Origin of the sequence: Kineococcus gurbantunggutensis (genome assembly GCF_050871925.1) — a bacterium.
Classification (GTDB): Bacteria; Actinomycetota; Actinomycetes; order Actinomycetales; family Kineococcaceae; genus Kineococcus.
In genome coordinates this window covers 1-14,229 of sequence record NZ_JBJLSG010000129.1, presented here as the reverse complement: position 1 = coordinate 14,229, position 14,229 = coordinate 1, and the positions used below count along the sequence as shown (strand labels likewise).

The 14,229-nt window shown below is 78.3% G+C and carries 16 protein-coding genes; 11 read left to right on the top strand and 5 right to left on the bottom strand.

The features are described 5' to 3' along the window. Window positions 1-238: 238 nt before the first annotated feature. Genes ACRYR7_RS19285 through ACRYR7_RS19275 form a run of 3 tightly spaced genes read left to right on the top strand, consistent with a single transcriptional unit; the run spans window position 239 to window position 3,350 of the window. The gene (locus ACRYR7_RS19285; RefSeq protein WP_432573735.1) at window positions 239-1,564 is read left to right on the top strand and encodes an ABC transporter substrate-binding protein; all 1,326 of its coding nucleotides are present in this window, start codon (window positions 239-241) and stop codon (window positions 1,562-1,564) included. Then, complete coding sequence (locus ACRYR7_RS19280; protein ID WP_432573734.1) at window positions 1,561-2,478, top strand: carbohydrate ABC transporter permease; 918 nt, start codon at window positions 1,561-1,563, stop codon at window positions 2,476-2,478. The genes ACRYR7_RS19285 and ACRYR7_RS19280 overlap by 4 nt, the downstream gene beginning before the upstream one ends. After that, entirely contained in the window at window positions 2,475-3,350 is an 876-nt protein-coding gene (locus ACRYR7_RS19275) for a carbohydrate ABC transporter permease (RefSeq protein ID WP_432573733.1), read from the top strand. The genes ACRYR7_RS19280 and ACRYR7_RS19275 overlap by 4 nt, the downstream gene beginning before the upstream one ends. A 10-nt stretch (window positions 3,351-3,360) precedes the next feature. Here the strand turns inward: ACRYR7_RS19275 and ACRYR7_RS19270 are convergent, their stop codons facing one another. Further along, complete coding sequence (locus ACRYR7_RS19270) at window positions 3,361-4,476, bottom strand: polysaccharide deacetylase family protein (RefSeq protein WP_432573732.1); 1,116 nt, start codon at window positions 4,474-4,476, stop codon at window positions 3,361-3,363. Further along, window positions 4,473-4,805, bottom strand: a complete 333-nt coding sequence (locus tag ACRYR7_RS19265) for a hypothetical protein (RefSeq protein ID WP_432573731.1) — start codon at window positions 4,803-4,805, stop codon at window positions 4,473-4,475. The genes ACRYR7_RS19270 and ACRYR7_RS19265 overlap by 4 nt, the downstream gene beginning before the upstream one ends. A gap of 401 nt (window positions 4,806-5,206) precedes the next feature. On the opposite strand from ACRYR7_RS19265, the gene ACRYR7_RS19260 reads away from it, so the two are divergent. Beyond that, on the top strand, window positions 5,207-5,575 hold the full coding sequence (locus ACRYR7_RS19260) for an STAS domain-containing protein (RefSeq protein ID WP_432573737.1): 369 nt from the start codon (window positions 5,207-5,209) through the stop codon (window positions 5,573-5,575). Here ACRYR7_RS19260 and nucS read toward each other — a convergent pair. Further along, window positions 5,527-6,219, bottom strand: coding sequence for an endonuclease NucS (nucS, locus tag ACRYR7_RS19255; RefSeq protein WP_432573730.1), 693 nt, complete (start codon window positions 6,217-6,219; stop codon window positions 5,527-5,529). The two genes, ACRYR7_RS19260 and nucS, sit on opposite strands and share 49 nt — an antisense overlap. Before the next feature lie 230 nt (window positions 6,220-6,449). Here nucS and ACRYR7_RS19250 point away from each other — a divergent pair, with 230 nt between their 5' ends. From ACRYR7_RS19250 to ACRYR7_RS19240, 3 genes are all read left to right on the top strand, one after another. Continuing rightward, the gene (locus tag ACRYR7_RS19250; RefSeq protein WP_432573729.1) at window positions 6,450-6,743 is read left to right on the top strand and encodes an LIM domain-containing protein; all 294 of its coding nucleotides are present in this window, start codon (window positions 6,450-6,452) and stop codon (window positions 6,741-6,743) included. A 94-nt stretch (window positions 6,744-6,837) separates the two neighbouring features. Further along, window positions 6,838-7,947 (top strand): threonine aldolase family protein, encoded by a 1,110-nt coding sequence (locus ACRYR7_RS19245; protein WP_432573728.1) that lies wholly within the window; start codon window positions 6,838-6,840, stop codon window positions 7,945-7,947. Window positions 7,948-7,970: 23 nt separating this feature from the next. After that, a complete protein-coding gene (locus tag ACRYR7_RS19240; RefSeq protein WP_432573736.1) occupies window positions 7,971-8,717 on the top strand; it encodes an alpha/beta hydrolase in 747 nt (248 codons plus the stop codon). Window positions 8,718-8,807: 90 nt separating this feature from the next. Here the strand turns inward: ACRYR7_RS19240 and ACRYR7_RS19235 are convergent, their stop codons facing one another. Beyond that, entirely contained in the window at window positions 8,808-9,935 is a 1,128-nt protein-coding gene (locus tag ACRYR7_RS19235) for a coiled-coil domain-containing protein (RefSeq protein WP_432573727.1), read from the bottom strand. A 220-nt stretch (window positions 9,936-10,155) separates the two neighbouring features. Here ACRYR7_RS19235 and ACRYR7_RS19230 point away from each other — a divergent pair, with 220 nt between their 5' ends. Beyond that, window positions 10,156-10,497 (top strand): thiamine-binding protein, encoded by a 342-nt coding sequence (locus tag ACRYR7_RS19230; protein ID WP_432573726.1) that lies wholly within the window; start codon window positions 10,156-10,158, stop codon window positions 10,495-10,497. Between the two features lie 65 nt (window positions 10,498-10,562). Here the strand turns inward: ACRYR7_RS19230 and ACRYR7_RS19225 are convergent, their stop codons facing one another. After that, window positions 10,563-11,018 (bottom strand): DoxX family protein, encoded by a 456-nt coding sequence (locus ACRYR7_RS19225; protein WP_432573725.1) that lies wholly within the window; start codon window positions 11,016-11,018, stop codon window positions 10,563-10,565. Between the two features lie 261 nt (window positions 11,019-11,279). On the opposite strand from ACRYR7_RS19225, the gene ACRYR7_RS19220 reads away from it, so the two are divergent. The 3 genes from ACRYR7_RS19220 to ACRYR7_RS19210 all read left to right on the top strand — a co-directional run bounded on the left by ACRYR7_RS19220 (window position 11,280) and on the right by ACRYR7_RS19210 (window position 14,080). Further along, the gene (locus ACRYR7_RS19220) at window positions 11,280-12,008 is read left to right on the top strand and encodes a hypothetical protein (RefSeq protein ID WP_432573724.1); all 729 of its coding nucleotides are present in this window, start codon (window positions 11,280-11,282) and stop codon (window positions 12,006-12,008) included. After that, window positions 12,005-13,012, top strand: a complete 1,008-nt coding sequence (locus tag ACRYR7_RS19215; RefSeq protein WP_432573723.1) for a hypothetical protein — start codon at window positions 12,005-12,007, stop codon at window positions 13,010-13,012. Before ACRYR7_RS19220 ends, ACRYR7_RS19215 begins: the two co-directional genes overlap by 4 nt. A gap of 96 nt (window positions 13,013-13,108) precedes the next feature. Further along, on the top strand, window positions 13,109-14,080 hold the full coding sequence (locus ACRYR7_RS19210) for a co-chaperone YbbN (protein WP_432573722.1): 972 nt from the start codon (window positions 13,109-13,111) through the stop codon (window positions 14,078-14,080). Window positions 14,081-14,229 lie beyond the last annotated feature (149 nt).

The following is a 14,229-nucleotide window of genomic DNA, read 5'->3' as shown; positions in this document are numbered from 1 at the left end:
CCCACCGCACGCGGTGGGGGCGCGGGCCGTCGTGCGTCCGGGGACCGGCCGGCGGGGCCGCGCACGCGGGAGCGGGCGGTGGAGCTGGCGGTGGAGCTGGCGGGAGAGCGGGCGGGGCGGCACCGGTCGCAGTTCGCCGGGCCGGGCCCGGTGCCAGGGGCTAGCGTGACGAGACGCTGCACTCCGCTGCCGACCTCGCACGGGTCGAACCCCCGGCCCACCGACCCCCGGAGCTCACGTGACCGCACCCCGCACCACCCCCGGCACCACCACCGCACCCCCCGCCTCCCGCCGCGCCCTGCTGGGCGCGGGCGCCGGCCTCACCGCCGCCGCGGGCCTGTCCGCCTGCAGCGGCTTCTCCACCGGGGGGTCCTCGGGCTCCTCCTCCAGCGCGCCGGACGAGCTCACCGTGATCACCTGGGCGAGCGACGCGGAGCGCCCCGCGTTCGAGAAGCTCGCCGCCGACTTCGCCGCGCAGGGCGGTCCCCGCGTGCGGCTGCAGGTGGTGCCGTACTCGGAGGTCCTCACCGCCGTCGACACGGCGCTGCGCACCGACAGCCCCCCGGACGTGTTCCGCGTCAGCTACACCGACGTGGCCGCGTACCGCGCGCAGGGCGTGCTGGCGAACCTGCCGGACACCGCCGAGCTGGAGCGGGCGTTCCTGCCGGCGTTCTGGAGCGCCGTCACCGACGACGAGGGCACCTTCGGCGTCCCCCACCACACCGACACCTCCATGGTGCTCGTCAACGACGAGGCGGTGGCCTCCGCGAGCCTGACCCTGCCGCGCACGCCGGAGGAGGCGTGGAGCTGGGAGCAGTTCGCCGACGCCGTGGGCCGGGTGCGGCCCACCCGCGCCGACACCTACGCCGTGGCGGTCAACTGGCAGAACGCCGGCGCCTTCCGCTGGCTGAACTTCGTCGACCAGGCCGGCGGGCGGCTGCTCACCGAGGACCTCGGCGCCGTGGCCGAGGACGACCCCGGGATGCTCAAGGCGCTGACCTTCAGCCGCGACCTGTTCCGCCAGGGCCTGACCCCGCCCAACGCCAACGCCCGCGGCCAGGCCGCCAGCGACCTCTTCCTCAACCAGACCGTCGCGATGTGCTTCGCCGGCGACTTCCTGCTCTCGGAGATCGAGGGCGGCGGCTTCGGCTACTCGGCCACCTTCCTGCCGCGCGACGTCAACGCCTCCGCCGACCTCGGCGGCAACGCCCTGGTGGCGGTGCAGGACAGCGCCAAGCGGGACGCCGCGCTGGACTTCCTGGCCTTCTGCGCCCAGGCGCAGCAGGTGGGGGAGTTCTGCGCCGCCGCGAGCGTGCTGCCCACCCGCAGCGACGTCGACCCCGCCGCCCTGGACTGGGTCGTGCGCCCGGACCTGATGGAGCTGTACGTGCAGCAGGCGCGCGAGATCCGCACCCCGCTGGTGGAGCAGGTCGTCGTGCCCAGCTTCAGCGCCATCAACACCCAGCTGCGCGACCGCCTCGACGAGGCGTTCCTCGGCTCCGACGACGACGCCACCGCCCTGCGCAAGATCACCGACGGCGTGCAGTCGGTGATCGACGCGTGAGCGTCGCCGGTGTCGCGGCCGGCCGCGCCGCCGGCCGGACCCGCAGGCCGGTGCGCCGCTGGGCCACCTCCTACGCGCTGCTGACCCCGGCCCTGCTGCTGTTCGGGGTGTTCGTGCTCTACCCGCTGGTGCAGGCGGTGCGCATCTCGATGACGAACTCCACCGGCATCGGGCAGCCGGAGTTCACCGGCCTGGCCAACTACGCGCGCATGGCCCGCGACCCGGTCTTCTGGCGCGCGGCGGGCAACACCGGCCTGCTGGCGCTGGTGTCCGTGCCCACCAGCGTGGCCGCCGGCTTCGGCATCGCGCTGCTGCTGCGCGACCGGCTGCCCGGGCGCGGGCTGTTCCGGGCGCTGTTCCTGGCGCCGTACGTGCTCTCCGGCGTGGTCGTGGCCATGGCGGGCCGGTGGATCTTCGACCAGAACGTCGGCATCGTCGACCGCACCCTCACCGCGCTGGGCCTGCCCGCCCCCGACTGGCAGTCCGACGGCGGGGCCGCGGCGCTGTCGGTGTTCGTGGTGCTGTTCTGGGCGCGCACCGGCCTGGTGGTGGTGCTCTACCTCAGCGCGCTGCAGGGCCTGGACCGCGACGTGCTGGAGGCCGCCGAGCTCGACGGCGCCTCCCGCTGGCAGCGCGTGCGGCACGTGAGCTGGCCGCTGCTGCGGCCCACGACGTTCTTCGTGGTGGTGCTCATGGTCATCGAGGTCTTCCAGACCTTCGACGTGGTGCGCGTCATGACGGCCGGCGGCCCGGCCGGCGCCACGGAGATCCTCGTCACCTACGCGTACGCGCAGGGCTTCCAGGCCCGCGCCGAGGGGTACGGCTCGGCGATCGGCGTGGTCGTCTTCGCCGTCATCCTCGCCGCCACCGTGCTGTCCTGGCGCGCCCAGCGCGACGCGGAGGAGGTCGCGTGAGCGCGCAGGTGCGCGAGGGCTCGCGCCTGTCGGTGTCCGCGCCCGCGGCCGCGCCGGGGCGGCGGCGCCCGCGCTGGCCGCGGCTGGTGGTCGTCGTGCTCCTGGCGCTGGTGTGGGTCTTCCCGCTGTACTGGATGCTCGTCACGGCGCTGTCCTCGCGCTCGGACCTGGCCGCCGGGCGGGTGGGCCTGCTGCCCACGTCCGTGGACCTCGACGCCTTCCGCCGCGTCCTGGTCGACTTCCCACTGCTGCAGTGGGTGTCGAACTCCGCCGCGATCGCCGTGGTGGCCGTCGTGCTCACCGTCGTCGTCGACGTCCTGGCCGGCTTCGTGCTCGCCAAGCACCGCTTCCCCGGCCGCTCGGTGGTCTTCTTCTGCATCCTGGCCACCCTGATGATCCCGGTGCAGACGCTGCTCGTGCCGCAGTTCGACCTGGTCAACGACCTGGGCTGGATCAACTCCTACTGGGCGGTCATCGTGCCGCGCTCGGCGGAGGCGTTCGGCGTCTTCCTGGCCCGGCAGTACTTCCTGTCCCTGCCCGACGAGCTGCTGGAGGCCGCCCAGCTCGACGGCGCCGGGCAGCTGCGCACGCTGGTCTCGATCGTCCTGCCGCTGGCGCGCCCGCTGGTCGCGGTCCTGGTCGTCATGACCTTCATGTACCGCTGGAACGAGTTCGCCTGGCCGCTGGTGGCGCTGCGCGTGCCGGAGCTGTACACGCTGCCGGTGGGCCTGTCGTTCCTGCAGAACCAGTACACGACGGACTACCCGGCCCTCATGGCCGGGGCGCTGCTGTCGGCGCTGCCGGTGCTGGTGCTCTTCGGCCTCGCCCAGCGGCAGTTCGTCGCCGGCCTGGCCCGCAGCGGCCTGCGCTGAGGCGCGGGGCTCACGCCAGGCGCTGCAGCACCGCGTTGGAGGTGACCAGCCGCACGCCCGCGGCGGCCACGGCCGCGTCGCCCGGGGCGTGCGCCTCGTGCGGGGTGCCGCCCAGCCACGCCCACGTCGCCGGGGTGCGCCCGCACGCCTGCCGCAGCCGCTCCAGCGGCTCCAGCACCTCGCGCTCCACCTCCCCGGGGGTGCGCACCGCGGCGCTGGCGGCGTGGGTGGCGGTGTGCCCGCACACCTCGTGGTCGGCGGCCAGCGCGGCCAGGTCGTCCCACGTCATCGCCAGCCGCTCGCCCTCTCGCGCGTCCAGCACCCCGTAGGAGTGGCGCACGGCGAACTCGCGCTGCGCGCTCGCCGGGGCGTCCAGGAACGCCGTGGGCGGGTAGAACCAGCCCACCAGGCCGGTCTCGGCCAGCAGCGGCGCGGCGACGTCCACGGCCGAGGCGAAGCCGTCGTAGAAGGCGGGCACGATCCCGGGGCGGGTGCTGGCCCAGCGGCCGGTGTCGAGGAAGGTGTGCACGTCGGCGGCGGTGACCGGCGCGAAGCGCTCGGCGTAGCCGGTCAGCTCCGCGCGCAGCCGCTCGCGGTGCGAGCGCGGGGTGTCGTGGAAGTTGACCACCCGCAGCAGCCGCCCGCCGGCCACGGCGTCCAGCACGCGCGCCGCCTCGGCGCGCCGCTGCGGCCAGGAGGGGCGCACCCAGCCGTCGGGGCGCCAGGCGGCCAGGGACGGCGCGGGCTCGCCGGGCGCGGTGGGCGGGGCGGGCGCGGCCGGCTCCGGGCGCACGTCGAGGTCGGCGAGCACGGTCAGGGCGTCCTGCACGCTGACGTCGGGGTCGGCGGCCGCCAGGACCTCCCAGCAGCGCCGCAGCCGCCGGGCCAGCACCGGCCCGTCCGCCCCCGGGTCCCCGCCGACCGGGCCCGCGCCCCGCGCGCCGGCGGCGTCCTCCAGGGCCAGCACCACCGCCACGCCGGCGCGCTCCTCGTCCTCCGCGGCCAGGGCCAGCGCCGCGGCCAGCACCTCCCCGCGCGCGGGCAGCCCGCTCGCGCCCGCCTCGCCGGTCCCGCCGGTCCCGTCGCTCTCGTCGCTCCTGCCGGGCGCCGGGGCCCCGGCGCTCACGGGCGCCCGCCGCGGCCCTCGAGGAGCTGCCGCGCCAGTCCGGCCTCCTCGGGGAAGACCATGACGCGCGGGCCCTCGGTGGTGGGGGCCAGGGTGGCGCGGATGCCCGCGTCGAGCAGCGTGCGGCGCTGCACCTCGGCCTCCACGAACGTGGCCGGGGCCGAGACCACCTCCAGCAGGCCGTACTCGCTGCTGTCGCCGCGGCTGGGGCGCCGCTCCACCAGGGAGCGGCCGCGGGAGAACGTCCAGCGCAGCAGCAGCGCGAGCACCGCCACCACCAGCAGGGCGATGATCGGTCCCACCGCGTAGTAGTAGCCGCCGAAGGTCACCCGGTCAGTGTCCCCGCCGTGTCCAGCGCTGCTCGGGCGGGCCGGGCGACCGGGCGGGGCACCGCCGGGGGCACCGCCGGGAGCACCGCCCGGGGTCGGTTGGTGACGGCAGGTCACCGTTCGGGAACGGCGCGCTCGTTCCCGCCCCCGCAACTGCGTTGCGTGGCAGAGTCGGCACACAGGGTGTCCTGATCGTGCGGCTGCGCGGTGCAACCGGACGGGGGCCCCCTGCGTCCTAGCCGGTGACCAGACCGGCGTCCTCGGGGGAGGAACACATGGCGATCCAGGTCGCGACAAGGAGGGCGGCGCCCAGCGCCGCGGACGACGTGGCGGCGCGGCGCGCTGCCCGCACCGCCCCACCGGGCGGAGCCACGGTCGTCGAGGAGGAACCCGGCAGGCTCGTGCGCGTGTCCGGCCGGCTCGACGTGCACTCGGTGCCGGAGGTGCGCGCCGCCCTGCACGCCGCGGTCGACCGCGGCAGCGGGCGGCTGGTGGTGAACGTCGACGGCGTCGTCGTCGCCGACGCCACCGGCCTGGGCGTGCTCGTCGGCGCCCACCGGCGGGCGCAGCGGGCCGGGCGCGAGCTGGTGCTGCGGGACGTGCCGCTGCCGGCGCTGCGCCTGGTGCGCGTCACCCGCCTGCACCGCGTGCTGCACCTCGACGACGGGGCCGCCGGCGCCGGCGGGCCGCACCCGGCGGTGGCGCGGCTGCGCCCGCGGGCTCAGAACAGGCGCGTGGAGACGTCGTCCACGCCCCGCAGGGCGTCGTAGTCGAGCGTCACGCACCGGATGCCGCGGTCGGTGGCCAGCGTGCGCGCCTGGGGCTTGATCTCCTGGGCGGCGAACACGCCGGCCACCGGCCGCAGCTGCGGGTCGCGGTTGAGCAGCTCCAGGTAGCGGGTGAGCTGCTCCACGCCGTCGATGTCGCCGCGCCGCTTGATCTCCACCGCCACGGTGCCGCCGCCGCCGTCGCGGGCGAGGATGTCCACCGGGCCGATGGCCGTGGGGTACTCGCGGCGCACGAGCCGGTAGCCCTCGCCCAGGGTGCCGATGTGCTCGGCCAGCAGCTTCTGCAGGTGCGCCTCGACGCCGTCCTTGACCAGCCCGGGGTCCACGCCCAGCTCGTGGCTGGAGTCGTGCAGCACCTCGTGCACCGAGACCACGAGCCGGTCGTCGCTCTTGAGGTGCTGCACCGTCCACGTCTCCACGACGCCCTCGGCGTCGTCCTCGCCGGCGGGCGCCACGGTCAGCCGGGCCGGCGGGCTCATCCAGTTCAGCGGCTTGTAGGAACCGCCGTCGGAGTGCACGAGCACGCTGCCGTCGGCCTTGACCAGCAGCAGGCGGGTCGCCAGCGGCAGGTGCGCCGACAGGCGCCCCGCGTAGTCGACGGAGCAGCGGGCGATGACCAGGCGCACGAGGGGGCAGCCTACGGGCTGGAGCGCGCCCGGCCGCGCCCCTCCCGCCTGGCCCCCGGAAGGGGGCGTAACGAAAACCCGGCGGGCAGCGTTCGAGCAGGTGCACCGGGCGCGCCACGGTGGTGTGGAGGGGACTCCGCCGCGGCGGCGCCCGGTCGGGCGTCCGGCCCCCCGCGTCGGGGCGTGCGCCCCCGGCGGCGCCGGCGCCGGCCGGCGGGGACACTGGGGTCGTGCCCCGCTCGAACCGCCGCCGCCCCGACCCGCCCGCGCGCGGCGTGCCCGGCCGCGGCGTGGACCGCACCGTGGACGGCCCCGACGGCTCCTGGGTGGTGCGGCAGCTGCGCGGCGGCACCTCCACCAAGACGTACCGCTGCCCCGGCTGCGCGCAGGAGATCCCGCCCGGCGTCCCGCACGTCGTCGTCTGGCCCTCGCACGGCACCTTCAGCCCCGGCGACGGCGTCAGCGAGCGCCGGCACTGGCACCCGGCCTGCTTCGACGCCCGCAGCCGCCGCTGGCCGCGCTGAGCGCACCGGCCCGCCGGCCCGCGCCGCCCACCGACCCGGCTCGGCCCACCGCCCCGGCTCGGCCGGGCGCCCGCGCCCGCACTACCGTCGCCGGGTGACCGGAACCCCCACCGCACCGCACCCCGGGGCGGACGCCGCCGCCCGCCCCCGGCACGACACCGCCGCCCGCGGGTTCGCCAGCGACAACGCCGCCGGCATGCACCCGGAGGTCCTCGCCGCCCTCGTCGCCGCCAACGGCGGGCACGTCGGCAGCTACGGCACCGACCCCTACACCGCGGCCCTGGAGGAGGTCCTGCGCGGGCACTTCGGGCCCGGCGCGCGCTCGGCGGTGCTGCTCACCGGCACCGGCGCCAACGTCGTCGCCCTGCAGGCACTGACGCAGCGCTGGGAGTCGGTGCTGTGCTCCGCCGAGGCGCACGTCCTGCACGACGAGGGCGGTGCGCTGGAGCACGTCGGCGGCACCAAGCTGATCCAGCTGCCCACCGCCGACGGCCTGGTGGACCCGGCCGACCTCGAGCGCGCCGTGCGGCGCGCGCAGGGGCCCATGGCCGCCCCCGTCGGGGCGCTGACGCTGACGCAGAGCACCGAGCTGGGCACGGTGTACTCCGCCGAGCACCTGCGCGAGCTGGTCACCGTCGCCCACGGCCTGGGCGTGCGCGTGCACGTCGACGGCGCCCGCCTGGCCAACGCCGCCGTCGCGCTGGGCCTGGGCCTGGGGGAGCTGACCACCCACCTGGGCGTGGACGCCGTCTCGCTGGGCGGCACGAAGAACGGCGGCGGCCTGGCCGAGGTCGTCGTCGTGCGCTCGCCGGAGGCGGCCCCCGGTCTGGAGCGGCTGCGCAAGCAGTCCCTGCAGCTGGCCTCCAAGGCGCGCTTCGTCTCCGCGCAGCTGCTGGCCCTGTTCGAGGACGACCTGTGGCTGCGCAACGCCGCGGCCGCCAACGCCGCGGCCGCCCTGCTGGCGCGCGGCGTGGAGGAGCTGGGCTCGCGGGCGCGCACCACGCGCCCGGTGCGGGCCAACGCCGTCTTCGCCGCGCTGCCCGAGGCGGTCGCCGATCGCGCCGCCGCCCGCGTGCCGTTCCACGTGTGGGACGCGCACCACGCCCCCGGCCAGGTCGAGGTCCGCTTCGTGGCCAGCTTCGACACCACCGGCGGCGACGTGGCCGGGTTGCTCGGCGTGCTGCGCGAGGAGCTGGCCCGGTGAGCCCGGTGGGCCCGGTGGGCCCGGTGGGCGCGCAGCCCGCGGCCGGCGGCGAGCCGGTGGAGGTGCGCGGGGACCTCGTGCTGCCCGCCCGCCGCGAGGACGTGGAGCTGCACACCGCCGACGGCCTCACCCTCGTCGGCGAGCTGGCCCTGCCCGCCGAGCGCGACCCGGTCGCCACGCTGGTGACGCTGCACCCGCTGCCCACCGCCGGCGGGTTCATGGACAGCCACGTGCTGCGCAAGGCCTCCTACCGCCTGCCCGCCCTGGCCGACCTGGCCGTGCTGCGCTTCAACACCCGCGGCACCTCCAGCCCGCGCGGCACCAGCGGAGGGGTCTTCGACGCCGGCGGCGCCGAGCGCTTCGACGTGGCGGCCGCCCTGGAGCTGGTGGAGTTCCGCGAGCTGCCGCGCGTGTGGCTGCTGGGCTGGTCCTTCGGCACCGACCTGGCGCTGGTGCACGGGCGCGACCCGCTGGTGGAGGGGCTGGTCCTGCTCTCCCCGCCGCTGCGCTGGTCCACCCCGGAGGACCTGCGCGCCTGGGGCGAGCTGGGCCGGCCGGTCACCGCGCTGGTGCCCGAGCTCGACGACTTCCTGCGCCCGCCCGAGGCGCGCGAGCGCTTCGCGGCGCTGCCGCAGGCGGAGGTCGTCGGGGTGGAGGGCGCCAAGCACCTGTGGGTGGGGGAGAACGCGGTGCGCCGGGTGCTCGACGAGGTCGTCGCCCGGGTGAACCCGGCCAGGGCCCCGCTGCCGACGACGTGGCCGCCGGCCTGAGCCGCGCCCCCGGCGCCCTCCGCACCCCCCGCACGCACCGGGGGCCGGCGCCCCGGGCGGGGTGCCGGCCCCCGGCGGGAGCGGTGCGCCTCAGCCGACGGCGGAGGCGCGCTCGTCCGCCTCGCGCGCCCCGCTGAGGTCGACGACCCGCGCGCCGTCGTCGTGGCCCTCGTCGCCGGCCTGGCCCGGCACGACGGGCGCCAGGCCCAGCAGGCCGCGCAGGTCGTCGAGGTGCTCGGTGATCTCGTCGCGCTGGTGCATGAGCTCGTCGACCTCCGACTGCGCCGAGGCGCGGCTGCGCTCGGCCTGCTCGCGGGCGGTGTCGAGCATCCGCTGCGAGCGCTCGCGCGCGTCGCTCAGCAGCGCGTCGGCCTCGGAGCGGGCCGTCTCCGCGCGCAGCGCGGCCTGTGCCAGCGCCTCGGCGCGGATGGACTCGGCCGCCTCGGCGGCCTGCTGGGCGCGCTCCTCGGCCTCGGCGGCGCGCTGCTCGGCCTCGGCGATGCGGGCGGCGGTGCGGGCCGCGGCGACCTCCAGGCGCTGGCGGTCCTCCTCGGCGGCGCGCTCGCGCGCGGCGGCCAGGGCCAGCTCCTGCTCGCGCACGGCCGCCTCGGTGCCGGTGCGCAGCTCGAGCGTCTCGCGCTCGGCCTGCGCGCGCAGCGCGGCCGCGGTGCGCTCGGCGGCGGCGACGGCCTCGGAGGTCTCGTGGTCGGCCTGCGCGCGCAGGTTGGCGGCTTCCCGCTCGGCGGCCGCGGTGGTCTCGGCGGCGCTGCGGCGGGCGCCGTCCAGCAGTCCGTCGGCCTCCGCGCGGGCGCGGGCGACGATCTCGGCGGCGTCGCGGGTGGCGGCGTCGGTGCGGCTGCGGGCCTCCTCGTCGGCGCGCGTGCGCGTCTCCAGCGCCTCGGCGCGGGCCTCTTCGCGCAGCCGGTCCGCGTCGCGGCGGGCCGAGCGCAGGATCTCGCCGGACTGGTCCTCGGCCAGGCGCAGCAGCTTCTCCATGCGCGCGCCGAGGCCGGAGTAGGTGGGCTTGTCGTGCTCGCGCAGCTCCTTCTGGGCCTGGCTGAGCTCGGCGGCCACGCGCAGGGCGCGGGCGTCGCTCTCCTCCACGCGGGCCCGGGCCTCGCGCAGGGCCTCCTCCAGGTGCTGCAACCGGGCTTCGACCTGACCGCGGTCGTAACCGCGCACGACGACGTTGAACGCGTCGTGGGACTCGCTGGACACCGGCGGACCTCCGGAGCGGTTGGGGGACGGGCAGGGCGCGGCCGGCGGTGCGTCGCGCGGCGCGGTCGCGTGCAGCAGCGTAGTCGCGCGGGCGGCCCGGGCCCGTCAGGACCGCGGGCCGGACGTGTCGGCGGCGTGGCGCCGGCGTGGAGGTCCTGCACCGGCGGCCCGCGCGGCGCCGGGGAGGCGCGCGGTGCCGGCGGCGCCTAGCGTGGGGCGCGTGCTCGTCGCCTTCTCCGTGTCCCCCTCCGGCGGCCCCGCGCCCGAGGGCGCCCCGTCGGACTCGGTGAGCGCCGCCGTCGCCGACGCGGTGCTCGTCGTGCGCTCCTCGGGCCTGCCGCACCGCACCGACGCGATGTTCACCACGGTGGAGGGCACCTGGGAGCAGTGCATGGACGTGGTGCGCCGCGCGTGCGAGGCGGTGGGCCGGCACGGCCCGCGCGTGTCGCTGGTGCTCAAGGCGGACATCCGCCCGGGCCACGAGGGCGAGCTGACGGGCAAGCTGGAGCGGCTGGAGGCCGCCGTGGAGCGCGCGCAGGGCGAGGCCGGCCGCGGGCAGTGACCCGCTGGGCCCGGTGACCCGCTGGGCCCGCTGGACCCGGTGGGCCCGCGGCCGACCGGGGCGCCTCAGCGGCGCCGGGTACCGTCCACGGACCAGCGGCCGGCGCCGGTGAAGAGCAGCAGCAGGCCGATGCCGCCGAGCAGCAGCGCGTTCTCGCCGTTGACCTGACCCTGCACGAGGAAGCCCTGCGGGGCGTGCACGAGCAGCCAGATCCCGGCCATCTGCAGGGCGAGCAGGCCGCCGGCGACGCGGGTGAGCAGGCCCAGCAGGAGCAGGCCGCCCAGGCCCACCTCGCCGAGGATCACCAGCCAGCCCGCCACGTCGGGGGCGGGCACGCCGAGGCCGGCGGCCATCCCGGTCGCGCCGGCGGGGTCCTGCAGCTTGGGGACGCCGTGCACGAGCAGCAGCGCGCCGGCGACGAGGCGCACGAGGAGCAGGCCCGCGCTGGTGGGGGCCGGGGTCCGGGCGGCGCGGGCGGCGTCGCGGGCGGTGGGGGTGGCGGTGGGGGCGCTGGTGGTCACGAGATCGGTCCTCTGCGGTCGGGAGGGGGGCCCGGCGGGCCCTTCGGACGGGCGCGAGGTGTCGCGGCCTGCGGCGGCGGGAGAGCCGCCTTCTTGAAGGAGCAAATGTTGCCTCTTCAAGGATTGCGGCATCCCGCCGTCCCGTCAACGGGGTCGCGCCGCGGGCGGTTCAGCGCCTGCGCGCACCCGTCGCGGTGCACGCCCCCGCCGGCGACGTGCGTAGGGTGTCGCCCCGACCCCACGACCCCCCGGAGGACCACGGTGCGACGCGCGCTCGCCTGGCTGCTGCTGCTGGCCGGTCTCGGCTGCGCCGCCGCCGGCGCCCTCGTGCTCACCGTCCTGGCCCCGCCGCGCACCCTCACCGTCCCCGCGGCGCCGGCCGCCGGCTCGGTGGCCCTCGTCACCGCCCCCGGCCTGCTCGACCTGACCGGCCCCTCGGCCACCGTCCGCGCCCGCGCGGCCGGCGGCGGGGCCGTCTTCGTCGGCGTGGCCACCGCCGAGGACGCCCGGGCGTGGGTGGACGGCGCGGCCCGCACCGAGGTCACCGGCGTGGGCGGCTCCCTCGACGAGCCCGCCGCCCGCACGGCCGCCGCCGGCTCCGGTCCCGCCGCCGACCCGCGCGCCGCCGACGTCTGGATCGCCAGCGCCGACGGCGCCGGCAGCGCCCAGCTGACCTGGGACACCGCCTCCGACGCCGCGCTCGCGGCCGCCGGCGGGGCCGTGGCCGTGGTGACCACCGACGGCACCTCCGCCGCCCCCGCGCAGGTGGAGCTGTCCTGGCGGCTGAGCGCCGACGCCGCCCGCCACCCCGCCGGCACGCCCCTGGTGGCCGGCGGCGCCGCGCTGGCCGTGCTCGGCCTGCTCGGCCTGCTGCTGCACCGGCGCGCCCCGCGCCGCCGCACCCCCGGCGGCCCCACCGGCAGCACCCCCGACCGCACGCCCGACCGGACGCCCGAGAGCCCCGCCGGGGCCGGGGAGGAGCCCGCGTGACGCGCCCGCCCGCCCGCACCCTCGCGCTCGCCGCCGCGTGCGCGGCCCTGCTGGCCCTGCCCGCCTGCGCCCGGCTGCCGGCCCCGGCCGCCCCGCCCGCGGCGGGCCCCGGCGGGCAGGCGCCGCTGGTGGTGCAGCCGCAGCAGGCCGCGCGCATCGCCGCGGCGGCCACCGGGCCGCTGGCCGCGGCCGCCGACCCGGCCACCGCCGACCTCGACGCGCTGGCCGCGCGCACCACCGGTCCCGAGCTGGACCTGCGCCGCGCGGCCGCGACCATCGCCGCGGCCGGCGCCACGCCCCCGGCGGCCGGCGCCGACGACCTCGACGCGCTCTCCTCGGTCCTGCCGCGCCAGGAGGGCTGGCCGCGCTGGTTCCTCACCGTCACCGAGCCCGGCGCCGACCGCAAGCCCTCGGTGGTGGTGCTGCGCTCGGCCTCCGCGCGCGAGCCGTACCGGGTGTGGGCCACGCCCTCGCTGCTGCCGGGCGCCAGCCTGCCCACCACCGGCGCCCCCGCCGACGGCGCCGCCGTCGTGGCCGCCGACGAGGACGCCAACCTGCCGATGAGCCCGCGGGCGGCCGCCGAGCGCTACGCCGACGTGCTGCTGCGCGGCGACGACAGCGCCTTCGCCGACCAGTTCGCCCCCGACGCCTACCGCGCCGGCGTCGTGGGCTCGACCGAGCAGCAGACCAGCGCGCTGGAGGGCTCCGGCGGCTCGCTGACCCAGGAGCGCACCCCGCTGCCGGACCCGGTGCTCGCGGTGCGCACCCGCGACGGCGGCGCGCTGGTGGTGGCCGGCTACCGCTCCTCGGTGACGGCCTCCGGGCCCGAGGGCGGGCGCCCCGGGCGGCTGCAGGAGGCGGCCGCGGCGCTGGCCGGGCGCACGGACGTCACCTCCGTGACCACCGTGGTGGAGGAGGTCGTGGTCCTGGCCTTGCCGCCGGGGCGCGGGCCCGTCTCCGTCGTGGCCGTGCAGAGCGGGCCCGTCGAGGTCCGCGTCCCCTGAGCGCCCCCGGGCGCCCTCCGGGGCGTCCCCGCGGCCGTCCCGGGCGGGCCCGGGTGCCCTGCGGCGCGGGAGCGCCTGCGTGAGAGGCTGACCGCCATGACTCAACCGACGCCCCCCGGTGCGGGGCTGAACCTGCGCGGGGCGGTGGACCTCGGGGCGCTGGCGGCCCGCAACTCCCGCCGCGAGGAGGTCGCGCGCCGCGCCGCCGCCGACCCCGCCGCCGTGCAGCAGGCCTCGCCGTTCGTCGTGGACGTCACCGAGGACTCCTTCACCGAGGTCGTGCAGTCGTCGGTGAGCTTCCCCGTCGTGCTGAACCTGTGGGCCGAGGGGTACGACACCGGCTCCGAGGTGCTCGCGCAGCTGGCGGACGAGTTCGCCGGGCGCTTCCTGCTGGGCCGCATCGACGCCCAGGCCGAGCCGGCGCTGGCGCAGTCCCTGGTGCAGTCGCTGCAGGCGCGCGCGATCCCGCTGGTGGCCGCCATCGTCAAGGGGCAGCCGCTGCCGCTGTTCACCGGCTCCTACCCCACCGCGGAGGAGGCCCGCCCGCTGCTGGAGGAGGTCCTGCGCGTGGCCGAGGCCAACGGCGTCACCGGCCGCGTGCCCGGCGAGGCGCCCGCCGCGGCGGCGGAGGGGGCCGCCGAGGCCGAGCCGCCGCTGCCGCCGCTGCACGCGCAGGCGCAGGCCGCCGCGGAGGCCGGCGACCTGGACGCCGCCGCGGCCGCCTGGCAGAAGGCGCTGGCGAGCGACCCGCGCGACACCGCGGCCGCCGAGGGCCTGGCGCGCGTGGGCGTGCTGCGCCGCCTGCGCGGGGTGGACGCCCCCGCGGCGCGCGCCGCCGCGGCCGACGCCCCCGACGACGTCGCCGCCCAGCTCGTCGTGGCGGACCTCGACCTCGTCGGCGGCCACGTCGAGGACGCCTTCGAGCGGCTGCTGCGCATCGTGCGCGCCACCGCCGGCGAGGACCGCGACGCCGCCCGCACCCACCTGCTGGAGCTGTTCTCGGTGGTGGGGTCCGCGGACCCGCGCGTGGCCCGGGCGCGCACCGCGCTCTCGCGCGCGCTGTTCTGAGCCGCCACCCGACACGGCCACCGTCCGGCGCGGTCCCGGGACCGCGCCGGGCGCGCGGCCGAGGATCGCGCCCGTGAGCACCGAGGCGAGGACCGCGTGCACCGGCGGGGGCGCGCAGCCGCGCCGCGCGCCCTCCGCCCGGGGGGTCG